Origin of the sequence: Prochlorococcus marinus str. MIT 9312 (genome assembly GCF_000012645.1) — a bacterium.
GTDB lineage: Bacteria > Cyanobacteriota > Cyanobacteriia > PCC-6307 > Cyanobiaceae > Prochlorococcus_A > Prochlorococcus_A marinus_L.
Window position 1 is genome coordinate 659,700 of sequence record NC_007577.1, and the last position, 19,354, is coordinate 679,053.

At 31.3% G+C, this 19,354-nt stretch carries 25 protein-coding genes; 12 read left to right on the plus strand and 13 right to left on the minus strand.

The features are described 5' to 3' along the window. Positions 1–82: 82 nt before the first annotated feature. From PMT9312_RS03630 to PMT9312_RS10025, 4 genes are all read right to left on the minus strand, one after another. The gene (locus PMT9312_RS03630; protein ID WP_011376261.1) at positions 83–337 is read right to left on the minus strand and encodes a hypothetical protein; all 255 of its coding nucleotides are present in this window, start codon (positions 335–337) and stop codon (positions 83–85) included. After that, the gene (locus tag PMT9312_RS03635; RefSeq protein ID WP_011376262.1) at positions 337–564 is read right to left on the minus strand and encodes a hypothetical protein; all 228 of its coding nucleotides are present in this window, start codon (positions 562–564) and stop codon (positions 337–339) included. The genes PMT9312_RS03630 and PMT9312_RS03635 overlap by 1 nt, the downstream gene beginning before the upstream one ends. A gap of 263 nt (positions 565–827) precedes the next feature. Then, positions 828–1,079 carry a hypothetical protein gene (locus tag PMT9312_RS03640; RefSeq protein WP_011376264.1) on the minus strand — a complete coding sequence of 84 codons (252 nt, stop codon included), beginning with the start codon at positions 1,077–1,079 and terminating at the stop codon, positions 828–830. A gap of 297 nt (positions 1,080–1,376) precedes the next feature. Next, complete coding sequence (locus PMT9312_RS10025; RefSeq protein WP_263891335.1) at positions 1,377–1,505, minus strand: hypothetical protein; 129 nt, start codon at positions 1,503–1,505, stop codon at positions 1,377–1,379. Positions 1,506–2,032: 527 nt separating this feature from the next. On the opposite strand from PMT9312_RS10025, the gene PMT9312_RS03645 reads away from it, so the two are divergent. Continuing rightward, positions 2,033–2,269 (plus strand): hypothetical protein, encoded by a 237-nt coding sequence (locus tag PMT9312_RS03645; RefSeq protein ID WP_011376265.1) that lies wholly within the window; start codon positions 2,033–2,035, stop codon positions 2,267–2,269. A gap of 22 nt (positions 2,270–2,291) precedes the next feature. Further along, positions 2,292–2,534 (plus strand): hypothetical protein, encoded by a 243-nt coding sequence (locus tag PMT9312_RS03650; RefSeq protein WP_011376266.1) that lies wholly within the window; start codon positions 2,292–2,294, stop codon positions 2,532–2,534. A 20-nt stretch (positions 2,535–2,554) separates the two neighbouring features. Here the strand turns inward: PMT9312_RS03650 and PMT9312_RS03655 are convergent, their stop codons facing one another. Both PMT9312_RS03655 and PMT9312_RS03660 read right to left on the minus strand, forming a co-directional pair. Further along, positions 2,555–2,746 carry a hypothetical protein gene (locus PMT9312_RS03655; protein WP_036924575.1) on the minus strand — a complete coding sequence of 64 codons (192 nt, stop codon included), beginning with the start codon at positions 2,744–2,746 and terminating at the stop codon, positions 2,555–2,557. Positions 2,747–2,842: 96 nt separating this feature from the next. Continuing rightward, positions 2,843–3,154 (minus strand): DUF3303 domain-containing protein, encoded by a 312-nt coding sequence (locus tag PMT9312_RS03660; RefSeq protein ID WP_011376267.1) that lies wholly within the window; start codon positions 3,152–3,154, stop codon positions 2,843–2,845. Positions 3,155–3,436: 282 nt separating this feature from the next. On the opposite strand from PMT9312_RS03660, the gene PMT9312_RS03665 reads away from it, so the two are divergent. The 7 genes from PMT9312_RS03665 to PMT9312_RS03690 all read left to right on the plus strand — a co-directional run bounded on the left by PMT9312_RS03665 (position 3,437) and on the right by PMT9312_RS03690 (position 8,465). Beyond that, positions 3,437–3,820: a hypothetical protein gene (locus PMT9312_RS03665; RefSeq protein ID WP_011376268.1), complete on the plus strand. Its 384-nt coding sequence runs from the start codon at positions 3,437–3,439 to the stop codon at positions 3,818–3,820. Positions 3,821–4,174: 354 nt separating this feature from the next. After that, on the plus strand, positions 4,175–4,528 hold the full coding sequence (locus tag PMT9312_RS03670; RefSeq protein WP_011376269.1) for a DUF1499 domain-containing protein: 354 nt from the start codon (positions 4,175–4,177) through the stop codon (positions 4,526–4,528). A gap of 77 nt (positions 4,529–4,605) precedes the next feature. Further along, complete coding sequence (locus PMT9312_RS10030; protein WP_263891346.1) at positions 4,606–4,737, plus strand: hypothetical protein; 132 nt, start codon at positions 4,606–4,608, stop codon at positions 4,735–4,737. A gap of 183 nt (positions 4,738–4,920) precedes the next feature. Next, complete coding sequence (locus tag PMT9312_RS03675) at positions 4,921–5,976, plus strand: potassium channel family protein (RefSeq protein ID WP_011376270.1); 1,056 nt, start codon at positions 4,921–4,923, stop codon at positions 5,974–5,976. Between the two features lie 54 nt (positions 5,977–6,030). Further along, positions 6,031–6,384 (plus strand): c-type cytochrome, encoded by a 354-nt coding sequence (locus PMT9312_RS03680; RefSeq protein ID WP_011376271.1) that lies wholly within the window; start codon positions 6,031–6,033, stop codon positions 6,382–6,384. A 195-nt stretch (positions 6,385–6,579) separates the two neighbouring features. Further along, entirely contained in the window at positions 6,580–7,308 is a 729-nt protein-coding gene (locus tag PMT9312_RS03685; protein WP_011376272.1) for a response regulator transcription factor, read from the plus strand. A 2-nt stretch (positions 7,309–7,310) separates the two neighbouring features. Further along, positions 7,311–8,465, plus strand: coding sequence for a sensor histidine kinase (locus PMT9312_RS03690; protein WP_225866676.1), 1,155 nt, complete (start codon positions 7,311–7,313; stop codon positions 8,463–8,465). A gap of 7 nt (positions 8,466–8,472) precedes the next feature. Here PMT9312_RS03690 and PMT9312_RS03695 read toward each other — a convergent pair whose 3' ends face one another. From PMT9312_RS03695 to PMT9312_RS03705, 3 genes are all read right to left on the minus strand, one after another. Next, the gene (locus PMT9312_RS03695; protein WP_011376274.1) at positions 8,473–8,799 is read right to left on the minus strand and encodes a hypothetical protein; all 327 of its coding nucleotides are present in this window, start codon (positions 8,797–8,799) and stop codon (positions 8,473–8,475) included. Positions 8,800–8,877: 78 nt separating this feature from the next. Then, complete coding sequence (locus tag PMT9312_RS03700; RefSeq protein WP_011376275.1) at positions 8,878–11,160, minus strand: esterase-like activity of phytase family protein; 2,283 nt, start codon at positions 11,158–11,160, stop codon at positions 8,878–8,880. Positions 11,161–11,307: 147 nt separating this feature from the next. After that, entirely contained in the window at positions 11,308–12,630 is a 1,323-nt protein-coding gene (locus tag PMT9312_RS03705; RefSeq protein WP_011376276.1) for a porin, read from the minus strand. 350 nt (positions 12,631–12,980) lie between these two features. Between PMT9312_RS03705 and pstS the strand changes: the two genes are divergently transcribed. After that, a complete protein-coding gene (gene pstS, locus PMT9312_RS03710; protein WP_036924572.1) occupies positions 12,981–13,967 on the plus strand; it encodes a phosphate ABC transporter substrate-binding protein PstS in 987 nt (328 codons plus the stop codon). A 45-nt stretch (positions 13,968–14,012) separates the two neighbouring features. On the opposite strand, the gene chrA is transcribed toward pstS, so the two are convergent. The 3 genes from chrA to PMT9312_RS03725 are packed head-to-tail and all read right to left on the minus strand — an operon-like array spanning position 14,013 to position 17,563. After that, positions 14,013–15,239, minus strand: a complete 1,227-nt coding sequence (gene chrA / locus PMT9312_RS03715; RefSeq protein ID WP_011376278.1) for a chromate efflux transporter — start codon at positions 15,237–15,239, stop codon at positions 14,013–14,015. 30 nt (positions 15,240–15,269) lie between these two features. After that, positions 15,270–16,529, minus strand: coding sequence for an organoarsenical effux MFS transporter ArsJ (gene arsJ / locus PMT9312_RS03720; RefSeq protein ID WP_011376279.1), 1,260 nt, complete (start codon positions 16,527–16,529; stop codon positions 15,270–15,272). An 11-nt stretch (positions 16,530–16,540) separates the two neighbouring features. After that, entirely contained in the window at positions 16,541–17,563 is a 1,023-nt protein-coding gene (locus tag PMT9312_RS03725; protein WP_036924641.1) for an ArsJ-associated glyceraldehyde-3-phosphate dehydrogenase, read from the minus strand. 119 nt (positions 17,564–17,682) lie between these two features. Between PMT9312_RS03725 and PMT9312_RS03730 the strand changes: the two genes are divergently transcribed. Next, on the plus strand, positions 17,683–18,003 hold the full coding sequence (locus tag PMT9312_RS03730) for an ArsR/SmtB family transcription factor (protein WP_041918176.1): 321 nt from the start codon (positions 17,683–17,685) through the stop codon (positions 18,001–18,003). An 18-nt stretch (positions 18,004–18,021) separates the two neighbouring features. Here the strand turns inward: PMT9312_RS03730 and PMT9312_RS03735 are convergent, their stop codons facing one another. Continuing rightward, positions 18,022–18,228, minus strand: coding sequence for a hypothetical protein (locus PMT9312_RS03735; protein WP_036924567.1), 207 nt, complete (start codon positions 18,226–18,228; stop codon positions 18,022–18,024). Between the two features lie 177 nt (positions 18,229–18,405). On the opposite strand from PMT9312_RS03735, the gene pstC reads away from it, so the two are divergent. After that, positions 18,406–19,353, plus strand: a complete 948-nt coding sequence (gene pstC / locus PMT9312_RS03740; RefSeq protein WP_011376282.1) for a phosphate ABC transporter permease subunit PstC — start codon at positions 18,406–18,408, stop codon at positions 19,351–19,353. Position 19,354 lies beyond the last annotated feature (1 nt).

Here is a 19,354-nt window from a genome sequence, read left to right on the forward strand (position 1 = left end):
TTTTGTCGGAGGAATTTATTATTTGAGTGAAAATCACAATTGATATCATTAAAAAAAATAAAAGAATGTAAGTTAAGTTCATTTATAAAAAAATGCTAATTATTAAAAAGATTATTCCTAGAACTACCGTAACAATTGCTCCATCAACTAATAAGTCTTTCCATGTATAGCTTTTAAGCATCCTTCTTTTATCTTCTTCACTCATAAGATTCTTCAACCAGGTCCAATCTAAAAGCTGTGTCAATGCAATGGCAAAAATAACGTGACCCAGCAAAATCCCTATTAGATCAATTCTAGAAATATCTTTAGTGAAACTTGTGATAATAAAAACGTCCACTAGCTTTTGTCTTTATTAGATAATGCTCCACCTTCTTTTTTGTATTTTTCCCAAGCTTCACTTATTTTAGCTTTTGAAAAATTTTGTTTCCCCTCAGAGAATTTATTTTTGAGATTATTAAAACTATTTGTCAGCTCTTTTTTTGTTGGTTCATCAAGAAAGTTTGATGTTAATTTCCATAGATACCAGCTACTAGCTAGAAGGAGAATCAATCCAAGTAATTGCATATTTGTTTTTTACTATGCTACAACTTTTTAAATGGTTTCGATAAGTTAATTTATTTGAAACTTATAAAATTTCTTTCACTAAATTGAAATTAGAGTTTTAACCAGTGAAAAAATATTCTATCTAGTAACCAAATAGTTAACCCCCCTTCCAGGAAAGCTAACCAGTACATCCCATAATCAGAAAACCCCATTTGTTCTTTTACCGTTTTAATTAATTTTTTATGAGCTTGAATAAGATCTTTCATTAATAAATCAAAATTGTTTTAAACCTGTTGAATTTCTTTAATTAAAGAACCCTTTCCATAACAAGATAGACAGGTTTTAGTTTCATCTAATGAAATTCTTAGAAAACCTGCGCCATTACATCTAAAGCAATTTACTTTAGTGTTTGAATAGATTTTTGACTTGATTTTAGCAGCACGATTTAAGTAAGAAACAGTTTCTTTACGACCGTTTGCTTTAGCAGCTTTGTTTAAAAGTTTTTTGTAGTTGATTTTAAGTTCTTGGGTATTCATCTTTTAAATGGAACTGATTTTCGATTATAGGTACAGGAATTAATAAGTAATTTAAATAAACTCTAAGAATTTACCGTTTATATTTCTAATCTGATCTCTTATTGAGATTCAACTAATATAACTGATATTTATTTTTAATGTTTAACCAAGAAGTACAATTATGTATTTTTAAAAGAAAATTTATATTTAATTAACTATCTCAAATAATTAAAAAATAAATTAGTTTTTGATTCTCAGAAGAATAGATTTTTAAATAGGATTATTTCTTAAAAATATATATTTGATAACTCTAAAATATTATTTTCCAGCCTTTTTAAGATTTTTTATTAAAAAATCATTTTCATTAGTAAGAACATCAAGCTTAGATTTCTTAAATTCTTCTTTAATTACAGAAGTTAAATTTTTTTTAATTTTATTGAAATTCATAAATTTAAAATTTCAAAAAAGACAATAAGAATCATACTGATCCCCAAAACAAAATGTGGACAGATTTTTCAAAAAAGCGAAAATATTTTATTTTGCACATAGAAGATTTAATTCAATCAACATACTGTGGAAAACCCTGTTGAAAAACACTAAAAAAGTGGATAACTCTCGGGGAGCATTATCAAAACAAGCTTTTATCGATTAATTTCTAAGTATTAATACTGAATCAAGAAAAGTTTAAATATAGTTTAAAAGAGATCAAAATCTATTGTTATAACTGTGGGATCATTACTTTTATCTTTTAAAAAAGGATCTTTTCTAGAAACTAGTGTTGATAAGAAAATTTAAAATATATTTTTGTATGATGTATCAAATTGACAATTAAAGTTACGAAAAATAAATGGAAACTTGAATTTTGAAAAATTTGTCTCATCTGTTCAAATTAAGTCTTGATTCGGTTTTCTCTATGCCAATACTTCTCAATCCTTGAATTAATCAAATAGGTTTATTTTAGTTAAAAACTTAAAATGACAAAAGAAAAAACGGATTCAAAAAAATGTTCTGGAAAGAAAAACATTATGTTTGCCTATGGCTTTGTACAACTTGGTTCTAGTTTCATATCTGCAATAGCATTAGCCGCGATTGCTTTTGGATTCTGTTCAGTTAAAAAAGAGTCTAAACTCTTTAATTATTGTGTTGCCGAAATTATTGAAGATGGTGGTAAAAATTCTGAGGCCGTAAGATATTGCAATGGGGGCAATTAAAAATATTTCACATAATAATTAAATGAATTCAACATGTGATTTGATTATTGAATCCTTAAAAGATGAGCCAATTGGAGATACTGATCACTTTATTTGGTTTATAACAGATATTGGCATTGTTGCCCTTTTTAAAAGAGGGGAGAACTTCGAAAAATATAGTTCTAATGTCGAAATTGAGGCAAATAAAATAGATTTGGATATAAGCAAAGAAGAAAAGGAGTATCTCAATATTAAAGAGAAACAATTTTTCTTATTTTATTCATAATTTAAAATCTATTTCACGATTTAGTAAGATGGCTCAAGGTTAAAGCTTGGCTGCTTAATATTATTTTCGCTAATTAATTCGTACGTAAGTTCTTTATTTAGGGCATTTATATAGGATGTATAAAGTTTCCCCCAAACAAATTCGAATTCATCTTTACTTAAATTCTTGAAAAGAATTTCTCCTTTAAAGTAAATGTGATAAGAATCATTCATAGTGAAAAATCAATCTTATCCTTTTTAACGCAAAGAATTCTGTATGTAGTATTGTCTGCTACTAAAAAAGATTAATAAATGGGATGAGAAATACTCTTAAACCATTCGTGTATTCATTTTTTGTTTTTTGAATAATCCAACTGTCTCATCAAGATCCATGCATGGCTGAATACTTATATCCATTAACCTTCTCCAGGGATGCCATTGCTTCCAAATCGTCTCAAGAGAATCTGCGCTAACTACAGAATGTCCAATACCATTTTGAACCATAAAAATCCAAGAATGGACCTCATAGTTTTCAGGTCTGTTTTGAGGGCCGCCTGATTCGTACCAATTAATTAGCATTTCTGCCCCTTCTTCTTGATCCTCGCCATCAGTAAATTCGTAGGAAATCAAATACCTTTGCATATAGATTATTATTAAAATCTCTAAACTATTTTAACTCTAGATTTAGATATTGCCTTCCAATTTAAAAAATGCTATGAAGTTTATAGAATTGATTGTTTAAATGGCAGAAGGATTTGGAAAAATTAAAAAAAATGTCTTAAGTAATATATCTTTTATAAATAAGACAATTTTGAAGTATTTTCAAAACCATGACCTATTCGTATAGCTCCAGTTGATAGATAATATTTGATACTTTTTAAAACACAATAAATTAGTTATTATGTTTATGCTTAAGAGATTTTAATGAAAAATAAAAAGGATAATCGTGATCCAATTGATAATTTAGAGTATGAAAAAGTTCTAGAAGAAGAAATAATTAATTCATACGAAAGTAAATTGCATAAAGATACTGAACAAGATAGTAAAAAGATTAAACTCTATAGACTTAAAAGAACTCCATTGGAGATAGTAAATAGGTTATTTTTCTTTTTCTTTGTTGGAAGTTTTCTTTTCTCTTTGTTTTTAGCTTATTCAGAAAGTAAGTTGTGGTTCATACTTTATGTAATAAGTGCATTGTCATGTGTTTTCTATACTCCTAATAGAAAGGCACTTAAAGAATTAATAGCAGCTTGGCCTAATATAGAAGATCTCATTAAAGGGAGGAGTATGTGGAGAAAAGGCAAATAAATAGTTTATGAAACCGTTAAGTTCATTTAAAAAATGGTTATTAAATATCCTTGTGCCATACATAGAGGGCACCAACAAGAAAAAAGAGGATAAAAAATGAGTTTAATAAAGGTTGGAATTATTGTTGAAATTTTTTTGTTTGTAGGGGTTTTTTTATGGCTTAGGAAATTAACTAGTAAAAAAGGTAGGCAACCATCTCTATCAAAAAAAACAATAAAAAATCTCAAATTGTAGAATTTTGATCACAAATAAGGAATCTTTATAGAGAGATCAAATTTATGGGAAAATTCTTTACTTTTTTTCTCTCGTTTTGTGTATGAAATCGGTTAGAACATCTATAACTTTCTTAAAAATATGGTTTCCTCCATTCAAGGTCTTGCTCCAATAACTAATCCATTAAATAGTGTCTTAATTGAAAAGAAACTAATAAATGTTGATCAAAAGTTCATTCAACTTGTTTCTCTGGCAGAAGGATTACCTCGCACAGAAGTTATTGAAAGTAATAGAAATTATTGGAGAGGTGTTTGTAGAAGCTTAATTTTTAGATTTCCAGATGATCTCGAAATTTTGAAGCTTGACGTAAGAAGTTATGTAGATAGATCAAAAGGCATTATTCAGATAAGATCCGCAGCAAGATTAGGACAATCAGATTTAGGTGTAAATCTTAGAAGAGTGGAATACTTGTTTAATCAATTAGAGAAATTTTAATTAATCTATTTTTTATAAATTTAAGGTTCTTTTTGCTAATTAGGTGTGCTTTAATTCATAAGAATATTTGAAATGCCATGATAAAGATTATCTTAGTTGGAATTATTATAGCGCTTGTATATTCTCAACCTGACCTTCGTCTTACAGTTGCCGACTGGTTAAAAGCAGCCTCTGATTTTCTTATTGAATCAGTACAGGTAAAACCTTGAATTAATTTTTAATGAAGCATTAAATAAGACCTGAGACAGTAAGCATTTGTTTAATGCATACAGCTACGAAAATAAGTATTATTATCCTGCTTAAAATGTATTTCACTTAAACAAATAAATAGTTTTAGGAACATAATAGAAAATTTTTTTGAAATTTTTGAATAGTTAACGATAATAAGGGATATGAAGCTTAGATTATTTGAGTTCTATTTTATTAAAGACTATTTAAGGCCTTGGTTTGGTCTTATTTATTCTTTATTCTTTCTGTTTTTTTTAGGTGCAATTGGTTATCGAATAACAGAGGGATGGGAATGGAGTGATTGCTTATGGATGGTTCTGATCACAATAACCACTATTGGTTTTGGAGAAGTTCAACCTTTAAGTCCTGAAGGCAGGATAGTAACTGTTTTAGTAATCGTTGGCGGATTGATATTTATTCAATTTACCTTTCAAAAAGCTGTTAGATTATTCGAATCCGGCTATTTTCAAAGAGTAAACGAATTACGTTTTAAAAGACTTCTTAGAAAAATGGAAAATCATGTAATTTTGTGCGGATATGGGAGGGTAGGTCAGGAAATATCAAACCAAATAAAAACGCAAAATATTCCAATTATTGTTGTTGAGAGTGATGAAGATAGAAAAAAGATTGCGGAAGAAAATGGTTTAGAAGTACTTTGTGCTGACGCCACTCTTGATGAGACGTTAAAACTGGCAGGATTAGAAAAATGCAAAAGTTTGGTTGTTACCTTGCCTAATGATGCTGCAAATTTATATGTGGTTTTAAGCGCTAAAGGAATAAGAAGTTCTATAAGAGTAATTGCAAGAGCTGGAACTGAAGAAGCTGCAAGTAAATTGAGATTAGCTGGAGCAAGTATAGTCGTAAGCCCTTATATAGCTGCAGGAAGAGCAATGGCATCAATGGCTTTAAGACCAATAGCTATCGACTTCCTTGATCTGCTTGCAGGAAGTGAATGTGAAATTGAAGAATTTGAATTAAGTAATGATATTAGTCTTTTTGAAACAGCAGAGAAAAGATCACTCTCTGAACTTGGAATAGGCAAAAAGAGTGGTGCAAAAATTTTGGCTATAAAAGAGAACGAAAAATTATTTACCAACCCTGGCGGCAATTTCATACTTCAACCTGGTCAGGTATTAATAGCATTTGGTAGTAAAGAACAACTAAATATTTTGAATGGTTTGTTGGGTAATCTTGTTGTAGCAGTAGAGTTATTAAAATAAATAGATTGAGATTAAGAATTAATTGCTAAATTAATTGTGGGTCAAATAAATCAAATGAAAATATTTAAATTTCTAATCGTAATTCCTGTAATAACATTAATAATTATTTTTCAAACCTCTGTGCAAAATAGATATCTAATGGCTTCTGATATTAGAAATGGAGAAACAATTTTTAGAAATGTTTGTGCAGGCTGCCATGTAAGAGGGGGATCAGTTGTTCTTAAAGGATCCAAATCATTAAAACTTTCTGACCTTGAAAAAAGAGGAATAGCAGATGAGATTTCAATAGCAAAAATTGCTAATGAGGGTATTGGTTACATGAAAGGTTATAAAAAGAAATTAAAGGATGGAGAGGATAAGGTTCTTGCACAATGGATTATTCAAAATGCAGAAAACGGTTGGGAGTAGATGAAAAGTTTGCTTCTTTAATATGTTTGTGTGAGGAAAATTAAAGAAGCGTTTTTATATTAAATAAACAGGTTTAAGGACAAATTAAAAAGCTAATAAGATCAAATAAAAAAATAAGCATTGAATGTAAAGTAAATATGAAATAATTAGATCAAATAATTTTGATTATATAAAATAAAATTGTTGGAACTTTAAATGGCTATTAAAGATCATAAAAGTTTGCAAGACTCAAGAATTCTTCTTGTAGAGGATGATAAGAGTATTAGGCTTACTGTCAGTGAAACCTTGATCAGCGAAGGTTTCAAAGTATCAAGTTTCAAAGACGGTTTAAGTGCCTTAGATTTTATTAATAATGATATTAAAAAAGATGTTGACCTAATAATTCTAGATTTAATGTTGCCAGGACTAAATGGATTAGAGTTATGTAGAAAAATAAGAAATGATGAAGACTATACACCCATACTAATTTTGAGTGCTAAAGATAATGAATCAGACAGGGTTCTTGGATTAGAGGTTGGTGCAGATGATTATTTAACAAAACCTTTTGGTTTAAATGAATTAATTGCTAGATCTAGAGCATTAATAAGAAGATCTAAACGTAATAAAAAATATATAGAAAACTCAAAAACTGTTCTCGAGTTTAATCATATAAAAATGTTCTTGGAAGAATGTAGGGTAACTTCTTTTGATAGAGAAATAACATTATCTCCAAAAGAATTTAAATTATTAGAGTTATTTATGAAAAATCCAAAAAGAGTATGGTCAAGGGATTTAATACTTGAAAAAATATGGGAAATTGACTTTATTGGTGATACTAAAACTGTAGATGTTCATGTTAGGTGGCTCAGAGAGAAATTAGAAGAAGATCCCTCAGCTCCAAAGTTTCTTAAAACTGTAAGAGGTTTTGGATATAAGTTTGGATGAAAATGAAAACACTACAAGAAGTATTATTTTTTTTACATCAGAAGTGGAAAATAAAAGTCAAGCATTTTTCTCAATCAAAAGAAAAAAAATTTGAAGTTGATAAAAATAAGTATAAAAAAACTATTGATTTCCCATTTGATAAAATTAAACCTCAAGAAGTGTTGTCTTGGTTAGATTATTCATCGCAAGGGTGGATAATCTTATCATCTGATCTAACAATAAAATTTATCAATCAGAAAGCTTTATCTCTTATTAGGGTTATCAAATATAAAGATGTTATTGGAAAAGCAATTAATGATATTAATGAGCTTGAAGTACTTAGTAATAAAATTCTATATTTAAGAAAAAAAGATTTCCCATTCAACCTTGATTTCATAATTGCGGGAGTACCCATTTCGGTAAATATTGTTAGAGGAAGGAAAAAGAATTATTTAATATTATTGGAAAGTAAATTATCAATTGAATCGATAAAAAAACGACAAAATCAATTAATTAATGATGTGTCTCATGAACTGAAAACTCCTCTTACATCACTTATCTTAATTGGGGAAAGACTTGAATCAGTAGTATCAAAAAAGGATAGGTATCTTGTTAAAAGACTTAAGAAAGAGTCAAAAAGATTAAGAAAAATGGCCGAAGAGACTTTAGAGCTTTCTAAGCTAGAAAGTAACGAAGATTTTAATAAAAACAAAAAAATATCTATTTCAGATTTGATTATGGAATCTTGGCAAACACTAAAACCGCTTGCAGAAAAAAAGGATATAAAAATAAATTTATTTTCTCCAACAAAATATTATATATCTGGGGATATTGAAAATTTAAAAAGAGCATTTATAAATATTTTAGATAACGCTATTCGTTATTCCCCAACAAAAGAGGGCATACAAATTGAAATTTTTAAGAGAGCTAGCTCTGTTGTTATAAGAGTTAGAGATAAAGGTATTGGATTAGAAGAAAATGAATCAAATGACATTTTTTCTCGTTTTTATCGTGGGGATCCATCAAGGACTAAATTTAAGAAAAGTGGAAGTGGTTTAGGTCTTTCAATTACAAAAAAAATAATTAATAACAATAAAGGTTTTATAAAGGCATTTAATCATAAAGATGGTGGAGCGATTATTGAAACTATCTTTCCGTGTCTTAATACAGATTTATAGGGAAAATTTAAAAAATATTAGGACATGATTTTTCTGCAATAAATTTTTTTAAATTCAAAACCCCTTCTCTTGTAAAAAGAATGCTTCCTTCTTTGGAGTCATCTGCCCAATAAGAATCTCTTTTGCCAATAGCTAACCAAAACCTATCAGGTAATGTTGGCATGTACATACTCTCGAAAGCAGATGTTCCAATGTCATTTTCTTCTTTCATATCTTTGCATGCTTCTATCATTAGTTTGGGTCGATTTAAATAATGCCTGACACCCTGCCAATAATATTTTGTTTCAGCTTTAACTGGGGCGATGAATAAGATAATAAATATTAGGTATTTCATGATTTAACTTTTTTTAATTATAAGAACTGCAAAAAAAAGCCACCTTATATAAAAGGTGACTTTTATTAGTAGTTTTAACTAGATTTTTCCAATATTTAGGAAAAGAGTTTCACCAGTTGATTTCTTTCCAGTCCCGTCGTTGTCAGTTGAAATCCATGCTTGCCCTTCGCTTGTTATTGCTAAGCCTTCAACCTTTTCAAGGATAAAACCACCCGTAGATTGCATTACTGGTTTTAGATCAGTAACTAACTCTTTTTCAACTAAAGGATAAAGTCTGGGAGGAATATTAGTCTGAAGACCTTCGAAAATAACATCATCTAAATCTATTTTATATATAGCTTTCAATTTCGCTTTCTTTCCATAAAAACTATCTCTTTCAATAACGTAAAGTGCTCCATCATGATAGGTCAACTCAGAAATGCCAACGCCCCCTTTTTTGATCCTATCTAATTGATAATTTACAGCCCCCCACTGTTTGGTTTTTAAATTATAGGAAAGGATCTTAGTAGTATTGAAAGTATCATCACCCCAAGGCTTCTGTTGAGCAATATAAAGAATATCCCCATTCCTTGTTATGCCTTCAAAACCAGGATTTTTAGCATAATTAAGATATGAAGCTGGTGGAGTTATCTTCTCTAAAATTTCACCATCTGAGCTTACATGGTAGATTGCAGGAGGATGTTCATCTAGCTTTTTCTTGATTCCTTCAGTAGAAATGTAGAATCCACCATTACCATCTGTTGTAATACCCTCTTGATCCATGAATAATGCAGTCTTACCATCTAGCTTTATATCTATTGCTCTTTCTAGTAAAGCTGGTGAACTTGAAGGATCAATAACGTAAATTCTTGGCTGAGTTTTAAAAGTCCCATCATTTACAGCATAAATTTTACCGTCTTCACCAGCCACCATTCCACTTATCGCACCCCAAGATACAAATTCAAGGCCATTTTCATTTGTTAAATGTGGGTATGAAGCAGGAGCATCTTGTAGTTGATAAATAGTCACATGAGAAGATAAACCAGGTTCTTTTTTGTTGTAGTCTTTTTCATTTGCTGAGGCAATTAATCCCCTCTCTGGAATTGCGACAAATCCCTCTGGTCCAATGCCTGATGGAAGTAATTGAGTAAGCAAAGGTTGATTTAGTTCTGTAATATCGTAAACAGCTAATATCCCAGCCCTCTCAGCACCAACAAATAAATAGGGCGTTCCATTAATTTTTGAATATGTAACTGACTCAGGTTCTACTCCTTTTTTACCTGCTCTTCCATCTTGGAAATGACCTATCTGTGCAATTGCTCTTTCTAATCTATTTGCATCTTCATAAACTACTGTTCCATCTTTTTTAAAAATAGTCCAGGATCTTGAACCACCTCTTTTTGCCTGATTTGGATCAATATGCTTGTAATCGCCTTCATTTGCTGTTGCAAAATGGTCATTATCAATCCAAGTAAGACCATCGGGTTCTCTTCTTACATTCTTTAGTTTGCTTTTAAATTTATGTGCTCCATCTTTCTTTGTATCCATTCCTGCCATTTGTTTTACAACTCCTGCCGAGAAATGTGATATTACATTTCCATCTTTATCAATTACTGCAAGATGGTTGTTTTCTTGAAGAGAGACAACTGTTTCACCAAGATCATTAATAGCAACGAATTCTGGTTCGGGATCAAAAGGAGCTATTTCGGATAAGCCTGTTAAATCTACTTTTTTAATTGAGTTACATTGTATTTTTCCTCTTTTGTTTAACTTCACAAGAGAAACATAACCTGCAGGATTAATTTGAATGCCATTGTCATCAATTTGAGGGATAAATCCATTTTTATATTCTTCGTCCCTCTCATTTTCTACAGCGACAGCTAGAAATGTTCCGTCTGGTGAAACAAAAACGCTATCAGGCTGCCCACCTAAATCACATTCTTTTACTGCTTTTCTTGTTTCTAAATTGTATTGAACTAATGCTCCTGAAGGATTTGTATAACTTTCAGATGTATTCGAACCTATATAAGCATTGTTTCCAAGTGCTGCAATTCCAGTTGGTTCTGCCTCAAGTTCAACAACTCCCAATGCTTTAGGGTTTGCAGGGTCTGAGATATCAACTAAACCTACTACTCCTAGATCGCTATCTGTATACATCAAAGTCTTTCCATCTTCTGAAGCTGTAACTACCTCTGAAGATGTTTTGGTTGTAGATTTTGATCCATCTGGTAAATTGTCACTTACATTAAAAGAAGAAATTCTGTTGAAGTTTTTTTCATTTGCCCAATATTTTGTATTCCAATTTGCAAATCCGCTACTTGTAGAGGAGGCGAATATTGCAAGTAATGCTGAAAAACTTGCAGCAGCTAATGTTTTTTTCATTTAGTGCGTAAGAAAACACATATTAATGTTCCCTTTAAAAAGTTAAGAAAAAAAAATAGATTTATTAAGAACAATTTAAGGTTTATAGGAAGTAAGCAAAAAAAAAGGACCTCCTAAATGGAGGTCCTTTTGATTTGGGTATTCTGATTAGAATTTAAATGTAGTAAGGAATCCTACAGCAGTTGTGTCATCAGTAGCAGCAACAGTTTCAGCAATGTAAGCAAAAGTGTCTAAGGTCACAGAGTCGTTTACTGGGTAGCTATATTTAACTTCATAGACATGAAGATCCTCAGCATTGTCATCTATAGCACCATTAGTACCAATACCTGCAGAAATTTCTCCTGGGCCCATTTCAGTTGTGATTCCTACAGTCCACTGTTCTGAGTTCACATCAGTCGCAAGATCTGCTTCCATCCATTCAATACCTCCACTTAGCGTAAAGGGTTCAAAATTATAATAAGCAGTTGCTCCAACGTAGGTGTTGTTAGCTGCTCCATCTTCGATACTGGAATATGCCAAAGTTACTCCATAAGTATCATTTTCATAACCTAAAGCCAAACCGTAGCGATCATCTCCTTCCTCTGTGAACATTCCAGCATTGGTTTCACCATCATCGGCAGAAGCTCCGAGACCAAATGACCATCCGTCACCAAAATCTCTACCTGCACTTATTGATATATCACCACCTAAGTCAACAGAGTTTGATGCACCACAATCACCAATGTTGTCAACAACATTCCCGTACTTACAAGAATTTGGCCAGTTCTTTGAAGCATCCATTGATTCACCAACAGATAAAGCCCATTCTCCTACTGGGAACGTGTAGTTAACATCTTCTATTGCTAAATTATCACTAGTTTCGCCCAATGCGTCATGGGCTGCGGCAACTGAGTTTGCTACTTGATTACCTGCAGCAATTTCAACATTTAATTTGTCATCTCCTGTGAAGCTTGTATTTAAGTCAACTTCATAATGATAATTGAACATTACTGCATCATTAGCACCAGCATCTGTACTTTGTGCTGCGAGCATTGCTTCCACCTTTCCTTTCATTGATGTGGTTGATGAAAAGCTGCCAGCCTCTATTGTATTTACACGAGATTCAAGGCCATCCACTCTTCCTTTCATAATTGCCAACTCAGAACCAAGCTCATCACTTAACCTGTCTATTGCAGCTCCGTTCATTAAGCCTTCGCCACCTGCAATTAGATTATTTAATTCAGCAGCAGCTTCTAAACGAGAAACTGAGTTCCCATTGAATTTTGGACTATTTGTTAGATCCTTTAATGAATCGTAAGCCCAATCTCCTGGGAATAAAGTATCTGATTTAAAATCACCTAAAGATACTAGATTGTTAGAGTTTGAATAATCACTAAGATCTGTTGAATTGATCTCAGTTGCGTTTACTGCGAAACCTGATGCCAAAGAAATCAAGGCAGGAGCAGCTATTAATTTTTGAAAAAGTTTCATAAACCTCAACACGTAAAAATGGATTAATATCCAATTGTTATTTCAACGGTTTTAGGTTAAGAAATGAATAAGGATCAAAAGTAAATAGAAAAATTTAAAGAGAACTTAAACTTCCCTTAAATTAAAAGAAAAATTGTCCACAAAATTCAAAATTTTTCAATAATAAGTTAAAAATTAATCTAAGTTTATTTTTAAATATTTTTGAAACAAAACGAAAAAAGCTCTAATCAAGATTTGTTTTAAGAGAAGGTTAAGAACTAATTAACCAAAGGATAAAATTTTAATTAATGAGTATTTGTGTATAAATTCGGTGCTATATATATGTAGTCTTTAATTTAATCATGACATCCATGAACATAGCTAAGAAAGCTTTGGTTTTCACTTCTGCAGTAGCCATTGCTGCTGGTACAAGTGTTCCTGGCACAAGTGTTTCTGCTAAAACAAGATTAAGTGGTGCTGGAGCATCATTTCCTGCCAAAATTTACACTCGTTGGTTCAAAGATTTAGCTACTTCAGGGGGGCCAAGAGTAAACTATCAAGCTGTTGGTTCAGGCTCTGGAAGAAAAGCTTTTATTGATCAGACAGTAAACTTTGGTGCTTCTGATGATCCTATGAAGGATAAAGATATAGCAAAGGTAACAAGAGGATTAGTACAGATTCCTATGGTTGGAGGAACTATTGCATTTGGTTATAACTATGATTGTGATCTGAAACTTACTCAAGAGCAAGCAGTAAGAGTTGCTATGGGTATGGTTAAAAACTGGAAAGAATTAGGCTGTAAATCAGGTAAGTTAACTTGGGCACATCGTTCTGACGGATCAGGTACAACTAAAGCCTTTACAAACTCTATGGAAGCGTTTTCAAAAACTTGGACACTAGGAACAGGTAAATCAGTTAAGTGGCCGGCAGGTGTTGGTGCAAAAGGTAATTCTGGTGTAGCTGGAGTTATACAAAACACTCCTGGCGCAATCGGTTATGTTAACCAGTCTTATATAAAAGGTAATATTAAAGCTGCTGCTCTTCAGAATCTTTCTGGAGAATATGTAAAGCCTACAGTTGAGGCAGGAGCAAAAGCTCTTAATGGCATTAATTTAGATGAAAATCTTGCGGGTAAAAATCCTAATCCAACTGCAAAAGGAGCATATCCTATAGCTTCATTAACATGGATACTTGCTTATGAAGAGGGTAATGGTAGAAACACTAAAGCTATCAAACAAGCCTTTAATACATTGTTAAGTGATGAGTATCAAGATAAAGCTCCATCACTAGGATTTGTTCCTTTGAAAGGTGATATTCTTGAGAAATCAAGAGCTGCTGTAAAAAGAATCGGTAAATAAACCGTAAGACAATATTTAAAAGGAGGAATTTATTTCTTCCTTTTTTTATGCAAACAAATATTTTGATAAACCTAAAATTAAAGAAAAAAGAATAAGTATATAGGTTGGAACTATTTTAAAAAAAGATAATAGTGTGGAGATTAAAACTATAAAAATAGAGCTAATTAAAAAGAATTTTGATGAAAAACTATCTTCAATTAAATTAAAGCCAGAAAAAATAACTGCTCCTGGAATTGTATTGATTACTCCTTCGATAAAGTAATTAATCGATTTAATTCTGTTTTTTATGAAGCCTTTTCCAAAAACAAAAATCAATAAAAAACTTGGTAAAAAAATTGCAAAAGTTGATATAAATGAATACTTTAAAGCTTCATTTATTCCTCCGACCGAAAAACCAGCTTTGTATCCAATAAAACTTGTAGTTAATAAGACAGGACCAGGTGTTATCTGGCCAATCATTATCCCATCTATAAATTCATTATTTGTTAACCATCCTTGTGAGACAACATAATCACTCATTAGAGGAATGATTACTAATCCCCCTCCAAAAATAAAAAGTCCCGATTTCAAGAAGAAAAAAAACAGATTAAGATAATCTATTAAAAACTTTGAGTTTGTAGAGAGCTTTAAAAAATTATAAAACTTGGCAATATCCAAAAAGATTGAGCTAGTTAAAAATGAGGTTGTTGAAAATATAGATAAAGGAACCAAGTTATAAAAAATATTTTTCGATTTCTGTAAGAAAATATTTATCAAACCTGCAGTAGTAAGAATTGTTATGAGAGGAAATTGAATACTATTATATTTTGCAAATATAAGGAGAGATAAGATTGAGCTAGAGAATAATATTCGATCTAACTTTAATCTTTTTTTTAAAAGAACTAATGAAAATGAAAAAATTATTCCTGCAATAATAGGAGGATTAAAATAAATTAAATCATTAAGAAATTTTGATCCAGAATAAATTTGCCAAAAAAAGCTAAGAACTAATACCGAAATGAATCCTGGGATAATGAAACATATACCGGATATTAATCCACCAAGATAACCATTAATTTTAAGACCTATATATATTGCTAATTGAGTGGATATTGGCCCTGGAAGCAATTGACATAAACCAATACCTTTTTCAAAAGATTTGGTTGAGATCAATTTTTTACTATTTATAATTTCATCTTCGAATAAAGAAATATGAGCATATGGTCCTCCAAAACTGAAAATACCAATTTTTAGAAAAATTTTTGCAAGTTCAATTAAGGATATTTTTGCCATCTAAATATTCTAATTTCTTAAAATTAGCTTTTATGGTGATGATAAGCTTTGTTTGATTGATGGTAATTTAAGACTCGAAATCCAAGAGAATAATATTAGAAGTGATGAAAAATAAAGACAATATTGAAGACCAATACTCGGATTTCTCCCAATCATAAATAGTAAGCCAGATAGTAATGTTCCAACTAGTCTTCCAGCAGCATTTGCCATGTAATAGAAGCCAACATTTAAGCTGACTTTTTCATTATCAGAGTAGGCCAAAATCATATACGAATGTGTAGAGGAATTCATTGCAAAAACAAATCCAAAAATAGTAAGTCCTAAAATTATTGCTATCGATGGAGAACTCTCTCTCCATAATGCGACTCCTATCAAAGATGGTATGACCATTAATACGGCACTCCAAAATTGGATAGCTTTACGATCTGGACTTTCTTTCTGGCCCCACATCTTTCTAATTGCTGGAGCCGAAGCCTGAACAATTCCATAACCTATTACCCAGGCCCCAAGAAATAATCCTATTTCCATGTAGTCCCAACCAAATGCCATATCTAGGAATACTGGGAGAGCTACAACAAACCAAACATCTCTTGCTCCAAAAAGAAAGAATCTTGCTGATGAAAGAATATTTATTGCATTTGATTTTGAAAAAAGATCATTAAAAGCTGGTTTGGTTTTCATCTTGCCAATTTCTCCAGGCAAAATTAATGTCAATAAAAAGGCTAAGCAGAGTCCAAAACCCATAATTCCTACAGCATTATTGAATCCAAATAACTTATATAAAAGTCCACCCAAGAAAAAGCCAACTCCCTTAAGAGCATTTTTAGATCCAGTTAAAATAGCAACCCATTTAAAAAGTTGTTTTTGGCCATTATCATTGCCATCATTTGTCTCTGGAACTACTGTCTTAACAGCACTTTTAGCACTCATTTTGTTTAAATCTTTTGCTATCCCACTAACTGCTTGAGCAACCATAACGTATGCGACACTAAAAATTACTGGCCAATCTTCCTTAACTGGAATAAGCATAAAAAGAGCGATGATTTGCAGGATAGTCCCAATCCATAAAGTAAGTCGTAATCCATATCTTGCTCCTATCCAACCACCATATAGATTAGTAATTATTCCAAAAAACTCATAAAAAAGGAAAAGTAAAGCAATTTGTAAAGTTGTGTAACCTAGCTCATGAAAGTGACCAACAACTAATAATCTTAATGCGCCGTCAGTAAGCGTGAACGCCCAATAGTTTGCTGTTACAACACTATATTGTTGAATATTAGATAATTTCATAAAGACATAAATTAAATCTCTTTTTTGATTACATATTCAGTAAGATCTGCAAGTCTGCAGCTGTAACCCCACTCGTTGTCATACCAAGCGTATATCTTTAATAAATTTGAATTAACAACCATCGTTGATAAACTATCAACTATTGAACTTCTGGAGTCATTTACATAATCTGCAGAAACTAAAGGTCTTTCTTCGTAGCCAAGAATTCCTTTTAAATAAGTTTCTGAAGCTTCCTTTAGTGCCATATTTACTTGTTCAGTTGTCACTTCTTTATTTAATTCAAAAACTGCATCTGTTAAAGAACCATTAAGCAGAGGAACTCTTACTGCATGTCCATTTAATTTTCCTTTTAATTCTGGGAAGATCTCAGCGATAGCTTTAGCAGATCCAGTGGTAGTAGGTATTAAACTTTGCATACATCCTCTTGCTCTCCTCAAATCACTTTTATAAAAATCTACAGGAACTTGAGTGTTCGTGACATCGTGAATAGTTGTAATAGCGCCATGTTTAATTGAGAAATTTTCATTAATTACCTTTACTATCGGAGCTAAACAATTTGTAGTGCAGGATGCTGCTGTTACTAATTTATGTTTGGAAGGGTCATAAAGACTTTGATTTATACCGTAAACAATATTAAGTGCTTCCTCTCCAGTTACAATTCCCTTTACTGGACAAGCTACTATTACTCTTTTCATACCTAGAGAATCAAAATAGGGATTTAGTTTGTCTGGCTTTTTATTCTTACCTGTACATTCCAAAATAATATCTACAGAAGATTTTTCCCAAGGAACATCAAGGTAATTTTTAAAAGATGTGTAGGTTAATTTCATTCCATCAATTATTATTCCTTCTTCTTTAACCTTTATATCTTTCTCCCATCTGCCATGGACTGAATCGAATTCGAGTAGATGCGCAGCGGCATTCGAATCTCCTGCTATCTCATTAATGTGAGTTATTTCTATATCAGCTCTATCCCATAATGCTCTGAAAACTAATCTGCCAATTCTTCCAAAACCATTAATTCCAATTTTCATAACTTTGAAATTTTTTCTATATAAATCATACATCAAAATATTTTGATGTATCAAGATGTTTTGACTAATGAAATCTTTTTTATTTAAGCTATATTTAGGAAAATTTAATTACTTTAAAATTGTTAAAAGATATTAGCAAAGTAAAAAAAGAAAATATATCTAAGTTGATGGTTTTATTCTCTGATCCTTTTAGGCTGGAAATAATTGACCTAATGATGGATGGAGAAGTTTGTGTATGCGATATTATGAAGTTAACTAATTTATCTCAATCAAGAATTTCATATCACATAAAAATTTTGAAGGAAGCTGGTCTTATCTCAGACAGACAAGAAGGTAGATGGGTTTACTACAGCCTTAATAAAGAATCTCTCTTTTTGATCAAGGAATGGATAAATTCTTTGACAGATTATTCCTCGAATAGAAAACGTTGCTGCGAATAAATTATATTTTAGATTTTATTAATTAACTTCTGATTCCCTGTCATAAGTCATTCCTGATTGTTCCATCCACTCAGCTTTAGTTTTGCAATTTTGTTTGTGATTAAAGATGTGAAAACCTTCAATAATAATCATTATGGATAGAAGCAAAACAGGAATAAAATATACAGGGGAAGATATTACTTCTTTATATTTGATTTGAGCTATAAATTCCTTGTATTTAGACATCTCTTCAGTTTCTATTTAATAAATAATATTCACCTATGGTTAAGTAAAGTTAAAGAAAAAATTTTTGAAGAAATTAATTTAAGGATGTTTACTTTTCATGACTTTCTTATACCTTTAACCCCTCTTAAAGTCTTTTACACTATTTAGTAGTAGATTTATAGAGATATTCTTTTTTTAATGGAAGAGAAATTAACTCTTTTCAAGAATCGTAAAAGATTCGGTATCGAAAAAAATATAGATATTATCTTCAAGAATACTGCTCTAGTCTTGTCTAGTTTCGTAGCAATAATACTTTTAGGAATTATTTTAGTAGTCTTTTTTCAGTCATTTGAATCCTTTTCAAGGTATGGCTTGAAGTTTTTAGTAACCTCTGAATGGAATCCTGTAAAAGATGAATACGGAGCTTTTACTGCAATTTATGGCACATTGGTAACTTCATTTCTTTCGTTATTAATAACTATCCCTCTAGGAGTTGGAACTGCAATATTTATTACTGAAGACTTTGTCCCGAAAGTTGTCAGAGAAATAATAGGTTCATTTGTTGAATTATTAGCAGCTATTCCATCAGTTGTATTGGGACTTTGGGCAATATTTGTAATGGAACCTTTTTTTAGAGCCTTTTTTGTCTTTTTACATAATTTCTTTGGTTGGATACCTTTATTCAGTACAGAACCTACAGGAAGAAATTCCTTGTTAGCAATATTGATTTTAGTAGTTATGCTTTTGCCTATAGTGACATCCATTGCAAGAGATTCTCTTAATCAGGTTCCTAAAAAGTTAAGAAATGCAGCATATGGAATTGGAGCAAGCAGATGGAAAACAATATTTTCAGTAATTTTGCCGGCAGCGTTATCAGGAATTATGGCAGGAGTTCTATTGGCTTTAGGTAGGGCAATGGGAGAAACAATGGCTGTGACAATGATTATTGGTAATTCAAATGCATTTAGTTGGTCTCTATTATCTCCTGGATATACCATTTCCTCCATGCTCGCAAACCAGTTTGGTGAAGCTGATGGAAGTCAGGTTTCATCACTGTTTTATGCGGCTTTTGTACTAATGATTCTTTCTTTGGTAGTAAATATCTTTGCGCAATGGTTAGTTAAGAAATTTAGTCTCAAATATTAGA

Excerpts from the sequence above, each read along its gene's own strand:
- pstS (WP_036924572.1), top strand. The coding sequence starts at position 12,981 with ATGAACATAGCTAAGAAAGCTTTGGTTTTCACTTCTGCAGTAGCCATT.
- PMT9312_RS03675 (WP_011376270.1), top strand. The coding sequence starts at position 4,921 with ATGAAGCTTAGATTATTTGAGTTCTATTTTATTAAAGACTATTTAAGG.
- PMT9312_RS03690 (WP_225866676.1), top strand. The coding sequence starts at position 7,311 with ATGAAAACACTACAAGAAGTATTATTTTTTTTACATCAGAAGTGGAAA.
- PMT9312_RS10030 (WP_263891346.1), top strand. The coding sequence starts at position 4,606 with ATGATAAAGATTATCTTAGTTGGAATTATTATAGCGCTTGTATATTCT.
- PMT9312_RS03635 (WP_011376262.1), bottom strand. The coding sequence starts at position 564 with ATGCAATTACTTGGATTGATTCTCCTTCTAGCTAGTAGCTGGTATCTA.
- pstC (WP_011376282.1), top strand. The coding sequence starts at position 18,406 with ATGGAAGAGAAATTAACTCTTTTCAAGAATCGTAAAAGATTCGGTATC.
- chrA (WP_011376278.1), bottom strand. The coding sequence starts at position 15,239 with ATGGCAAAAATATCCTTAATTGAACTTGCAAAAATTTTTCTAAAAATT.
- PMT9312_RS03670 (WP_011376269.1), top strand. The coding sequence starts at position 4,175 with ATGGTTTCCTCCATTCAAGGTCTTGCTCCAATAACTAATCCATTAAAT.
- PMT9312_RS03695 (WP_011376274.1), bottom strand. The coding sequence starts at position 8,799 with ATGAAATACCTAATATTTATTATCTTATTCATCGCCCCAGTTAAAGCT.
- PMT9312_RS03650 (WP_011376266.1), top strand. The coding sequence starts at position 2,292 with ATGAATTCAACATGTGATTTGATTATTGAATCCTTAAAAGATGAGCCA.
- PMT9312_RS03655 (WP_036924575.1), bottom strand. The coding sequence starts at position 2,746 with ATGAATGATTCTTATCACATTTACTTTAAAGGAGAAATTCTTTTCAAG.
- PMT9312_RS03665 (WP_011376268.1), top strand. The coding sequence starts at position 3,437 with ATGAAAAATAAAAAGGATAATCGTGATCCAATTGATAATTTAGAGTAT.
- PMT9312_RS03725 (WP_036924641.1), bottom strand. The coding sequence starts at position 17,563 with ATGAAAATTGGAATTAATGGTTTTGGAAGAATTGGCAGATTAGTTTTC.
- PMT9312_RS10025 (WP_263891335.1), bottom strand. The coding sequence starts at position 1,505 with ATGAATTTCAATAAAATTAAAAAAAATTTAACTTCTGTAATTAAAGAA.
- PMT9312_RS03680 (WP_011376271.1), top strand. The coding sequence starts at position 6,031 with ATGAAAATATTTAAATTTCTAATCGTAATTCCTGTAATAACATTAATA.
- PMT9312_RS03685 (WP_011376272.1), top strand. The coding sequence starts at position 6,580 with ATGGCTATTAAAGATCATAAAAGTTTGCAAGACTCAAGAATTCTTCTT.
- PMT9312_RS03700 (WP_011376275.1), bottom strand. The coding sequence starts at position 11,160 with ATGAAAAAAACATTAGCTGCTGCAAGTTTTTCAGCATTACTTGCAATA.
- PMT9312_RS03640 (WP_011376264.1), bottom strand. The coding sequence starts at position 1,079 with ATGAATACCCAAGAACTTAAAATCAACTACAAAAAACTTTTAAACAAA.
- PMT9312_RS03705 (WP_011376276.1), bottom strand. The coding sequence starts at position 12,630 with ATGAAACTTTTTCAAAAATTAATAGCTGCTCCTGCCTTGATTTCTTTG.
- PMT9312_RS03660 (WP_011376267.1), bottom strand. The coding sequence starts at position 3,154 with ATGCAAAGGTATTTGATTTCCTACGAATTTACTGATGGCGAGGATCAA.
- PMT9312_RS03735 (WP_036924567.1), bottom strand. The coding sequence starts at position 18,228 with ATGTCTAAATACAAGGAATTTATAGCTCAAATCAAATATAAAGAAGTA.
- arsJ (WP_011376279.1), bottom strand. The coding sequence starts at position 16,529 with ATGAAATTATCTAATATTCAACAATATAGTGTTGTAACAGCAAACTAT.
- PMT9312_RS03645 (WP_011376265.1), top strand. The coding sequence starts at position 2,033 with ATGACAAAAGAAAAAACGGATTCAAAAAAATGTTCTGGAAAGAAAAAC.